Annotated in this window: 3 protein-coding genes and 2 pseudogenes; 4 read left to right on the top strand and 1 reads right to left on the bottom strand. The window is 39.4% G+C overall.

Going from position 1 to position 12,844, the window contains the following annotated elements:
- Positions 1-656 precede the first annotated feature (656 nt).
- From GNE10_RS07100 to GNE10_RS07085, 4 genes and pseudogenes are all read left to right on the top strand, one after another.
- Positions 657-2,612, top strand: a complete 1,956-nt coding sequence (locus GNE10_RS07100; RefSeq protein ID WP_185564255.1) for a calcium-binding protein — start codon at positions 657-659, stop codon at positions 2,610-2,612.
- Positions 2,613-4,143: 1,531 nt separating this feature from the next.
- Positions 4,144-6,252, top strand: a pseudogene (locus tag GNE10_RS07095) (calcium-binding protein); the annotation flags it as partial.
- An 820-nt stretch (positions 6,253-7,072) separates the two neighbouring features.
- The gene (locus GNE10_RS36345) at positions 7,073-9,316 is read left to right on the top strand and encodes a calcium-binding protein (protein ID WP_185564253.1); all 2,244 of its coding nucleotides are present in this window, start codon (positions 7,073-7,075) and stop codon (positions 9,314-9,316) included.
- Positions 9,317-10,173: 857 nt separating this feature from the next.
- Positions 10,174-12,270, top strand: a pseudogene (locus GNE10_RS07085) (beta strand repeat-containing protein); the annotation flags it as partial.
- Positions 12,271-12,323: 53 nt separating this feature from the next.
- Here the strand turns inward: GNE10_RS07085 and GNE10_RS07080 are convergent.
- Positions 12,324-12,527, bottom strand: a complete 204-nt coding sequence (locus tag GNE10_RS07080; RefSeq protein WP_185564251.1) for a hypothetical protein — start codon at positions 12,525-12,527, stop codon at positions 12,324-12,326.
- Positions 12,528-12,844 lie beyond the last annotated feature (317 nt).

Here is a 12,844-nt window from a genome sequence, read left to right as displayed (position 1 = left end):
AGTCTGGACATTCAAGTAAATATTCGTTATTTATGTATTATGGGGTTATTTAAATGTTTTCTATGTGGAGACTAGATGTTCATGCGATCGATTGCACAAGGAGGGTATAAAAATATTTCTTTCCTAGTCCGCAGCCCCATTAAGCTAGTAAGGCTTAAGCATTGACAAAGCAAGCAATTTATTACATTTCGTGTTGAGCGCATTCTAGATTGATTTTTCAACTGTTTTTCAGCGATGCCTACGGTAAATGCTTACCTGAGCTAGCGATGCAGGATGATTTAAATCAACTTCAAACTAATTGTTTTATATCTGAATACAGGGCAAAAGAGATTTGTACAGTGCTTAAGACTTAGATAGTCAGAGATAGTTCAATAAATAAGCTATTACGCTTTTAAATTGCATAGTCACTCATGCTATTGGCTGCTGACGATTAAATGTCAACCATTAACAGCCAACGTGAAAGGATGTGCTGCATTAAAAGCGCGATAGCTGATTGCTCAGAGTAAATCTTGGGTAAAAATTGCTAACTCTCAAGGGCAAAATTAACTCTGCCGAAAGCGTCAATTTTTGGCAAAATTTTTGTGCAGTCAAACAGCACTAACTCGATTATTGACAACTGAAATTACTCCCAAAAATGCATTCAGGAAAGTAAAAGTATGCCAAATATCATTGGAACCAACGGTAACGATACCCTACTAGGAAGCAACAGTGCAGATACAATTAACGGCAAAGCAGGCAACGACACCATCACAGCCAAAAAGGGCAATGACACGCTCACTGGTGGCGGTGGCAAGGATAAATTTGTTTATAACTTGGGTGACGGTATTGATACAATCGCTGATTTTGGTGGCGTAGGTAAAGGTACAAACCCAACAGCAGGAGTTATTGCTGAAGTTGATACTATCAAATTTCAAGGCTCTGGCTTGACAGCACAAAAGCTTGTACTCACACAGAATGGCACTGATTTGGAAATCACCTTTGTAGGTGTGACTGGTACAAAAATCATTTTGAAAAACTTCAAACTAGAAGACTTGGAAAACTCCAAAGCTTCTGGAGGTAAACCAGCGATCGGTAATATTATCTTTGATGGGCAAAGTAGCATCATTGATAGTTTTAATGTTCTTGATGCCAACTCTACTCAAACAAGTGTCGGCACTGCCAACATAGTCACCTTCCTCAATGACCTAGACAATAACATTACGGGTTTAGACAACTCAAGTGATGTGGTGAATGGTCAGGGAGGTAATGACAAAATTGATGGCAAGAGTGGCGACGATTTGCTGCGGGGTGGTACGGGTAACGATACTCTCATTGGTGGTGCGGGCAATGATATTCTTGTTGGCGGTATCGGCAATGATAGCCTCATCGGTGGCACTGGTAACGACTTGCTGCAAGGTGATGTGGGAAATGATACTCTTGTTGGTGGTTTGGGTAATGACACCATCAATGGTGGGGCTGGTGACGATTACTTGATTTTTGATGGAAACGAGGGCGAATTGTCTGGCAATAGCCTGCTATCTGGCGGCGATGGCAATGATTCTTTCTCTCTCTACGTGTTCTTGGACCCTTACGTCTTCTTTGGCTCAGAGGGCAATAACACCCTCAATGGTGGGGCTGGTGACGATCGATTGGATGTTTATTATTCAGATGGCGATAACTTGCTTGATGGAGGCATTGGTAACGATGTATTGGATGTTTACTTTTCAGAGGGCGATAACGTACTCAATGGTGGCGATGGTAACGATAATTTGAGCAGTTACGATTCACGTGGCGATAACGTACTCAATGGTGGCAATGGTAATGATAAATTGGACAGTGACTTATCAACAGGCAATAACCTTCTAAATGGAGGCAGTGGTAATGATTCTCTCTCCAGCTCTGGCGTAGAGAACAATAACGACTTCCCAGATATTGTATTTTTCACATCAGGTCAGAACACGCTCGACGGTGGCGCTGGTGACGATTACTTAAATGTTGACTTATCAACAGGTAATAACCTTCTAAGCGGAGGTAGTGGTAATGATTCTCTTTTTGCATCTGGCATAGAGAACGATTATTACTTCCCAGATATTTTTTATGTCACATCAGGTCAGAACACGCTCGACGGTGGCACTGGTAACGATTACTTAAATATTAGCTATTCATCAGGCGATAATCTATTGAATGGTGGTGATGGTAATGATACTCTCACAGCTTTTACTGCCACTGGTAAGAACACCCTCAAAGGTGGTAATGGCAATGACTACCTCATCGGTGGCGAAGGAAATGACAGCCTCTATGGAGAAGGTGGTGATGATATCTTTGCTTTCAATAGTTTCAATGAAGGCATAGATACCATTTATGATTTCGACACCAATAATGACGTGATTCGGGTATCTGCTGTTGGTTTTGGTGGTGGATTATCACCAGATCTATTTTCTGGAATACTCCCATCTGGTCGGTTTACTATCGGAGCGTCTGCAACCACAAGTAGCCAGCGATTTATTTATAACTCGACTACAGGTGCATTGTTCTTTGACCGAGATGGTAATGCAGGCGGATTTACTCAGGTACAATTTGCACAACTATCTACTGATTTGTCACTAACCAACTTCAATTTTCAGGTTGTTTAGCGTTAATTAGGGTTCCTTGATTTAAAAAATTTGGCGTTGCTGATTGAAAGTATGAATTAGTCTCACGCAAAGAATGGTTATTCATACTCTAATTCAGCAACGCCTGTTAAATGAGCTAAAATTTGGGCATTTAACTCTATATTTCACATATTTTCTTTTGTTTTAGTCTTTTTAAGCCAGATAATGCAAGATTGCGTCATATCATGTCTGTCTAATCACTTATCAAAAAAAACCTCCGCGTCCCCTCGTCTCCGTGTCAGTCTTAATAATAAGTTTTAAACTGTACATGACATCACAAGATTGTCTAAGTAAATATTTGCAGCATGTATACCAATAGTTTGCAAGTATTGTTAGTTAGATTTTATGATATCTGCGGTTACAATTTTATCCATGTTTTAGCGATTCTTCATGATGGCGACTGATATAAGCGATCGCCAACTCAATTAATATGTATTTTTACTCATCGCCTCCGTCACAAGAGTATGAAGAAGACAAAAAGATAAGTAAACCTTGATTTAAATAAACAATGTTCTTTGTCCCACAAGGAATTCCAGGCTTGGTAAATTTATCTGTTTAGCAAGATTGACGAAATCTGAAGGCTTCAACACCTAATCCTGTGAAACATCAGTACTTAAAGATATCCTTTTTTCAATGAATAATATGAAGAGTATGCAAAGATATGCTTTTAGGCATAGACATGTAAGTAAATATTCAGTATTTAGTTAGTATGGTGTTACTTAAATATTGTATATTCTCAAAGTTAAACACCCACAGGTAATACTTGATAAGCAAAGTCAAAAAATTTCTTTGCTTGTTTGTTTTTATCTGTAGACTGTTTGCTAATTTTCAAGCTAGGTGTTTGTGGGAGCGATCGCACAACCATAGCATGAAAACATTTTTTTCTTAGTTCAACTCCCCAGTTACAAGCTTATGGACAAAACTTTTCTAATTTACTTCCTACTTTCCTTTTTCAGCTAGATGTTCAAAACTAGCATTATTGACATTTGTTGCAGAAGACTACCAGAAGTTCTGAGATTTTATGTGTTGATAACATCACTTTCATTTCAGGGTTTTTACATAAATTTTGTCGATGTAAAATAATGTGAAGAATGTGCAAAGATATTTGTTGAAATATAGACATCTAAGTAAATATTCAGTATTTAATTAGTATGGTCTTATTTATATGTTCCCTATAAAAAGATTAACTTGCACTGAAATAGCTGAACTGAAATAATCCCAAATAGATTGGATAGTTGCTAAGCTGATGCACGCTAAAAAAGCATAGTTAGTTGTGATAGTCGTTGATTGTTGACTGTTAATTGTCAACAGGCGACGGCTAGTTAATGTGCAATTTTTATGTGGAACAGCTTATTTACAAGCTAGTTAACAAGGAGATGATTAGAACAATTGCTAATTCTCCTCACATCTATGCCGAAATGATTTAATTTTCGGTGATTTTTTGATGCTGAAAAATAGGATCACAAGTTGATAATTCCAGTTAAAAAAAGATTGATTTAGGCAGGAAAAATTTATGGCAAATATTATTGGAACCATTAGTAATGATACGCTACTGGGCACTTCAAGCGCAGATACAATTAACGGTAAAGCTGGTAACGATATCATCACAGCCAAACTGGGCAATGATACCTTAACAGGTGGCGGTGGCAACGACAAATTTGTTTATAACTTGGGTGACGGCATTGATACGATTACAGATTTTGGTGGAGTGGGTAAAGGAACGAATCCAACCCCAGGAGTTATTGCTGAAGTTGATACCATCAAATTCCAAGGCGCTGGCTTGACTGCTCGAAATTTATTGCTGACACAGAACGGTACAAATTTAGAAATCACCTTTGAAGGGGTGAATGATACAAAAATTGTCTTGAAGAACTTCAAACTAGAAGACTTGGATAATCTCAAAGCTTCCGGTACAAGACCAGCCATTGCGAATATTATCTTTGATGGACAAACAAGCATCATTGATAGTTTTAACGTTCTTGATGCTAACTCAACAGAAACAACCATCGGCATCAAAAACACAGTTACCTTCCTCAACGACCTTGCTAACAATATTATCGGTTTAAATAACTCAGATGATGTGATTAATGGTCAAGGGGGTAACGATAAAATCGATGGGTTAAGTGGTAACGACCTTTTGAGGGGTGGAACGGGCAATGATACTCTCATTGGTGGTTTGGGCGATGACACTCTCATTGGTAACGCCGACAATGACTCCCTTGTCGGTGGTGCTGGTAATGACTCCCTTGTCGGTGGTGCTGGTAATGATACCCTTAACGGTGGTAGTGGTAACGATTTCTTGAATGTTGACTCTTCAAGTGGCAATAATTTGCTTGATGGTGGCAATGGCAACGATACTCTCTCGGCTTTAGGTGACTACTACGGAGAAGTGGTATCTGGTAATAACACCCTCAAAGGCGGTGCTGGTAACGATTTGTTGATTGCAGACTATTCAACAGGTAATAACCTACTAGATGGTGGCGATGGCAATGATGAGCTTTCTGTTTCTGGCGACTATTACAGTGCTGTGGTTAGTGGTAATAACACCCTCAAAGGTGGCATTGGTGACGATACTTTAAAGGCTATCTTTGTAACAGGTGATAATCTCCTAGATGGAGGAGCCGGCAACGATTATTTCTGGCTCAACATTGCCGACGGTAATAACACCCTCATCGGAGGTGCTGGTAACGATACCTTAAGGACTGGGATTAACACAGGTAATAATCTGCTTTCTGGAGGCGATGGTAATGATTCTCTCACTGCCTCTGGCGTAGAGGGTTATAGATTTGATAACAATTCAGGCAATAATTCCCTCAACGGTGGCCTTGGTGACGACACCTTGAAGGTTGACTATTCAAGAGGCGCTAACCTGTTAAATGGAGACGATGGCAATGATTATCTCTCCGGTTCTGGTTATACCTATGGCTACGGAGGAGCGTATTACATTACTACAGGTAATAACACCCTCAACGGTGGCAGTGGCAAGGATACCTTGAATGTTGACTATTCAGAAGGCGACAACCTATTAAATGGCGGTGATGGCGATGATTATCTCACTGCATCTGGCTACGAGTTCGATGAAGATTACGAAGTCTATTATCAAACCTTAGGCGATAATACCCTCAACGGTGGTGCTGGTAACGATTACTTTGATATTAGTTATTCATCAGGTAATAATTTAGTTAATGGTGGCGATGGCAACGATATTTTCAATACCTTTGGTGCCACTGGTAAAAACACCCTCAACGGTGGTAACGGAGATGATACGCTTACAGGTGGCAGTGGTGATGATAGCCTAACTGGAGGAGCTGGTATTGATACCTTTGCTTTCAATAGTTTCAATCAAGGCATCGATCGCATTTCTGACTTTAACGCCACTAATGAAATAATTCAGGTATCGGCTGTTGGTTTTGGCGGCGGTTTATCAGCAGGTGTACTTCAGACAAGTCAGTTGAGAATTGGAACATCTGCAAACACTAGCACTCAACGATTTATTTATAATTCCACCACAGGTGCATTGTTCTTTGACCAAGATGGCAATGCAGGCGGGTTTGCTCAAGTAGAATTTGCGCGACTATCTGCTGGCTTATCTTTAACCAACGAAAATTTTGTAGTTGTTTAAGACTAATAAGCTGTTCAACATCCAATACGGTTCGGATAAGCAGTATGAACTTCCCTTGTGGTCTGGGAAAAGGTTAAGGGGTAAGGTGATTTGGATCTATTTGAAACCTTTCCCCTTTCCCCTTTAACCGAACCGTATTGGTTCATATCTAAAGACTAAAAAATATTAATAATAAATAATATTTTTTTCTTAACATATATTAATCAGTAAAATTTTGGCAAATTATGTAAAGTTATTTATTGAGAGTGTCGATAGCTCAGTAAATCTTTTGTATATTACTTGATTGACGGCTTATTGCAACCTTGCTAAAAATTAGTCTCTTTATTCCCTCTTACCTCAATTCCCTATTTTTCAGCTAGATACCAAAGGCGATCGCTCAAAACAAAGGCATATATCAATACTGCTCAGGTTTTGGATTTTAAACTGGAATTTGGTTTGGGGAAAAGGTTAAAGGGTAAGGGTTAAAGGTTTTTTCTTTCCCTTTTCCCCTTTCCCTTTCCCCCAAAACCCGACAAGTATTGAGGCATATATAGGATTCACATTTGATTTGTGTGAAGCTAGGTACACTTCTATGACTTTTTACCTATTCCCCGTTCCCTCAACCCTATCTCTACGAGTAGCTCTCCCAATCAAATCTGATTCCTATATTTGAATAAGTAATACTTACAAGTCAAAACAACGAGAATTTTCTAAAAAATGAGTGACCCTCAAGGGTGACATCAAAGTATGCCAAAAACGCGAAATTTTGGTGAATTATTTGCGCGTTCAAATAGCACAAACACAAGAAAGTCAAAAATTTGATTCAAGTAGGAATAAAATCATGGCAAATATCATTGGAACTAACGGTAACGATACTCTACTGGGTACCACCAGTGCTGACACGATTAACGGTAAACTTGGCAACGACACACTCACAGGTGGCGGTGGCAAGGATATATTTGTTTACAACTTGGGTGACGGTATTGATACGATTACAGATTTTGGTGGCGTAGGTAAAGGCACAAACCCAACAGCAGGGGTTATTGCCGAAGTTGATACAATTAAATTTGTTGGTGCTGGGTTGACTGCTAGAAATTTGTTGCTGACTCAGAATGGCACAAATTTGGAAATTACTTTTGAAGGGGTAGCTGGCGCGAAAGTTATCTTGAAAAACTTCAAATTAGAAGACTTGGATAACTTGAAAGCTTCTGGAACAAGACCAGCGATCGCTAATATTATCTTTAATGGACAAACAAGCATCATTGATAGTTTTAATGTTCTCGATGCCAACTCCACAGAAACAACCATCGGCATCAAGAATACAGTCACCTTCCTTAATGACCTTGCCAACAACATTACCGCTTTAGATGACTCAGATGATGTGGTGAATGGTCAAGGAGGTAATGACAAAATCGATGGCAAAAGCGGCAATGACTTGCTGCGGGGTGGTACTGGCAACGATACTCTTATTGGCGGTGCGGGTAATGATACCCTTATTGGCGGTAGTGGTAATGATAGTCTCAACGGTGGTACTGGTAATGACCTACTCCAAGGTGATGTGGGCAATGATACTCTCATTGGTGGTAGTGGTAATGATACCCTCAACGGTGGTACTGGTAAAGATTTCTTGAATGTTGACTTTTCAAGTGGTAATCATCTGCTAAATGGTGACGCTGATGACGATAACTTAAATGCTAAATATTCAACAGGCAATAACACCCTCAATGGTGGTCTGGGTAACGATAAGTTAGATATTTTACTTTCAGAAGGCGATAACTTACTGAATGGAGGCGATGGTAACGATTTTCTCGTATCCTCTCGCCAATTGGATGATAACTCACCTATCTCCAGCGCCTCAGGCAATAACACACTCAACGGTGGTGCAGGTGACGATAACTTGAATGTAGAGGCTTCATCAGGCAATAATCTGCTTGATGGTGGCGATGGTAATGACTATCTCTCAGCCTCAGGTGGCTTCGTCGGGTCTGTGTCATCTGGAAATAACACACTCATTGGTGGTAATGGTGATGATTTCTTGGATGCTGGTCTTTCATTAGGTGATAATCTACTCGATGGTGGTGATGGCAACGATCGTATCTCCATCTCTGGTGTATTTATCTCACCTATACTTAGCACTAGTGGAAATAACACCCTTAATGGTGGTGCTGGTAACGATACTTTGAGTGCTGACTATTCTTCAGGCAAAAACCTACTCAATGGAGATGATGGCAATGATTTGTTGTTCATCCATAACTCCATTGGGAATAATACCCTTAACGGCGGCGTTGGTGACGATAAGTTTAGCCTCTTTTATGACAATGCCTCTATCGACAATGGAAGTAATAATACTATAGATGGCGGCACAGGTAAGGATTTATTGGCAATCGAATACTACGGTACTACTGAAGGAATCACTTCAGCTGTCAATACCACTACCAATGCTGGTAATATTTCCGTGGATGGGAAAGTGGTTAGCTATAAGAATATCGAACAATTAAATATCACAGGTACAGAGTACGATGACTTAATTGTGGGCAGCAATGGAAATGATACCCTCAATGGGAACTATGCTGGTAATGATACAGTTTTTGGTGGCGCTGGTGATGACCGCTTGATTGTTGAGTATTCAACAGGCAATAACTTTGTAGATGGAGGCAATGGCAATGATTATATCTTTGCCTTTGGTGCGTTCGGGAATAATACCCTCAAAGGTGGTACTGGTAATGATACCCTTACAGGTGGCAACGGTAATGATAGCCTAACTGGAGGAAGTGGTATTGATACCTTTGTTTTCGATAGTTTCAATCAAGGAATCGATCGCATTTCTGACTTTAACGCCACTAATGAAATAATTCAAGTATCGGCTCTTGGTTTTGGTGGCGGTTTATCAGCAGGTGTACTCAAAGCCAATCAGTTTACAATCGGTACATCTGCAACCACAAGTACTCAAAGGTTTATTTATAACTCGACTACAGGTGCATTGTTCTTTGACCAAGATGGCAGTGCAGGTACTTTTACTCAGGTACAATTTGCTTTAGTTACTACTGGGTTATCCTTAAGCAACAACAATTTTGTGGTTGTTTGATTGTAAATTAGCGATCGCACATAACTAACCAGTAGCTAAAAATCAGAAATCCCTTAATTGCCAGGTGAAGCAAGGTTAGACCAATAGACTCAAAAGTCTTTTGATGTCAGAGTTTGACCATTGGTTGATGCCGTAATCCACCTGGCAACTGTTATACTACATAGGTCTCATATCAAGTTCGGATAATCACTGATTGTTAAAATTTCTCCCTTGTCTCCGCGTCAGTCCTAATGATAAGTCTTCACCCGAACATGATATTAATCCGTAACTTTACATCCATTTTGGATGGTGAAACCAAACAATATGAAGAATATGCAAAGATATTTCTATAAATTTCCAAAATCTACGTAAATATTCTGTATTTTGTTAGTAAGATGTTATTTAGATGTTTCCTATTTTTCAGTGAGATCGTCAACAGCGATCGCCTACAACAACCGGATACAAATTATTTTGTCTATCCTGTTTCAAAGTTCAATATTTTTAAGTTAGGAATAATTACGCATTGACAAAAAAACCTACATGAAGCGTGTATTAGACATTAAAGCTTTAATTTTTTGATGTTTTTCGAGAGATGCTGGGGTTTGATTGATTAAAAAAAGCCTGAAGCCATCATTATTACTCAATACACAGCCTCATAAATTTTTACAGTGCCTAAGGCTTAGATACTCCAAAGTATTTAGATAAGTGCTATCTGCAAACCATTGAAGACGTAAAACTTTCCGAAAAATTGCTACCCCTCAAGGGTGACATCCAGTATATCGAAAGCATCAACTTTCGAGAAATTTTTGTGCGCCAAAACAGCACTAACAACCGAGAGATGAAATTACTTCAACAATCGATTCAAGTAGGAGAAAGTTATGGCAACTATCATTGGAACCAACGGTAACGATACTCTACTGGGTACCACCAGTGCCGACACGATAAACGGTAAGCTTGGCAACGACACGATAACAGGTAACACAGGCAATGACACACTCACAGGTGGCGGTGGTAAGGATAGATTTGTTTACAATTTGGGTGATGGCATTGATACGATTACAGATTTTGGTGGAGTGGGTAAAGGCACAAACCCGACACCAGGTGTTATTGCCCAAGTTGATACCATCAAATTTATTGGTGCTGTTTTGACTGCACAAAATCTGTTACTTACCCAAAATGGCACAAACTTGGAAATCACCTTTGAAGGGTTAACTGATACAAAAATCATCTTGAACAATTTCAAGTTAGAAGACTTGGAAAACTTGAAAGCTTCTGGAAGTACGCCAGCCATTGGCAATATTATTTTTGATGGACAAACCACCATTGTTGACAGTTTTAATGTTCTGGATGCTAACTCAACAGAAACAACCATCGGCATCAAAAATACAGTCACCTTTCTCAATGACCTTGCTAACAATATTACTGGTTTAGACAACTCAAATGATGTGATTAATGGTCAGGGGGGTAATGACAAAATCAACGGTTTAAGCGGTGATGATTTGTTGCGGGGTGGTGATGGCAACGATACTCTCATTGGTGGTGCTGGTAAGGACACTCTCATTGGTGGTGCTGGCAGTAACCTACTTGATGGTGGCTATGACAATGATTATCTTGTAGCTTCTGGCTTCTACATTGACTACGACAATATTAACTATGCCTCAGGCAATAACACTCTTAACGGTGGCACTGCTGACGATTCTTTGTTCGTTAATTATTCATCAGGTAATAACTTACTCAATGGAGGCAATGGCAATGATTTTCTCTCTGCCACTAGCGAACAGTACGATTATGCTATAGGTGCTTTAGGGAACAACACCCTCAACGGTGGTGCTGGTAACGATACATTGAATGCTAAATATTCATCAGGCGATAACCTCCTCAATGGTGAAGATGGCAATGATTCTCTGTCTGTTTCTGGGTTCCAATACTACGACGTTATTGGCGCTTCCGGTAATAACACCCTCACTGGTGGCGCTGGTGATGATTACTTGTATGCTGACTATTCATCAGGCACTAACTCACTTGATGGAGGCATTGGTAACGATTTCTTGAATGTTCAGGCTTCAACAGGCGATAACGTACTCAATGGTGGCGATGGTAATGATTATCTGACTGCTTCTAGCGATAGCACCAGATACGGCATTGAGCGGACTTCTGGCAACAATACCCTCAACGGTGGTATCGGTAATGATACCTTGAATGTTAACGGTTCAGCTAACGATAATCTGCTTGATGGTGGCGATGGTAGCGATCGTCTCTCCGCTTCTGGCTACTGGGATTACTACAATGGATTAAATAGCGCCTTAGGTAACAACACACTCAACGGCGGCGCTGGCAACGACACCATAATTGTGAACTTATCAACAGGCAATAATCTTTTGAATGGAGGGAGTGGTAATGATTCCCTCTTTGGATCTGGCTTTGATGGTCTCTCCGATTTAAATGTATATTATGTCACATCAGGCAACAACACTCTCAACGGTGGCGCTGATAACGATTACTTAAATATTGAGTATTCATCAGGCAATAATCTCTTAGATGGTGGGGATGGCAATGATATTCTCATAGCCTCTAATGCCACTGGTAAGAACACCCTCAAAGGTGGAAATGGAAATGATACCCTCACCGGCGGCAATGGCAATGATAGCCTAATTGGAGGAAGTGGCGTTGATACCTTCGTTTTCAATAGTTTCAATGAAGGTGTTGATAGAATTTCTGATTTCAACACTACTAATGAAGTGATTCGAGTATCAGCTGCTGGTTTTGGTGGCGGTTTATCAGCAGGCATACTCAAAGCTAACCAATTTAGAATCGGTGCATCTGCAACCAGTGGCACTCAAAGGTTTATTTATAACTCAACTACAGGTGCATTATTCTTTGACCAAGATGGTAGCGCTGGCGCATTTGCTCAAGTACAATTTGCACAATTATCTAGCGGCTTGTCATTAACTAACAACAATTTTGTAGTTGTTTAATTAGGAAATAACACTCAGAAATTATTTTTAATTTCTGGGTGTATTTATTGAAATTAAATGATGAAATTGTCAGCGTATTGTGTACCTATAATTAGAGAGCGATCGCTAACATTAATAATATCAGTATTAATTAAAATATCATCACCATTTCCACCCGATAAATTAACATCATCAACAATTACACCCGATATAATATTAAAAGGATAAAGGATGTATTTGAAACCTTTTCCCTTTAACCGAACCGTATTAGATACCAAGAGACTTTCTTTCCCTATTACCTGTTGCCTATTATGAGTCTGGCTAAGTAAAGAAAATTGCAAATGCTAGTAATGCAAGATGTTTTAAATGGCAACTCACATTTTACTCATCTATGCAATTCTAAAATCCTCCTGAGGATATAATTTATTATCGATTTTGATTATTTATCAAATCTATAGCCGTAGATATCGCTGTTATTCAAAATAATATATCTATCCTTGACTTAATATAAAGAATTAGTAACGTAAATATTAAGGAGATATAAAAATTCTCTATCAAGAGAATTATCTACAAATCATCTTTAAAATATGTAAAG

It is taken from the genome of Nostoc sp. 2RC (assembly GCF_014222165.1).
In the GTDB taxonomy this organism is placed as follows: Bacteria; Cyanobacteriota; Cyanobacteriia; order Cyanobacteriales; family Nostocaceae; genus Nostoc; species Nostoc linckia.
Note: the sequence above shows the minus strand (reverse complement) of the source record. Positions and strands in the feature narration are given on the sequence as shown.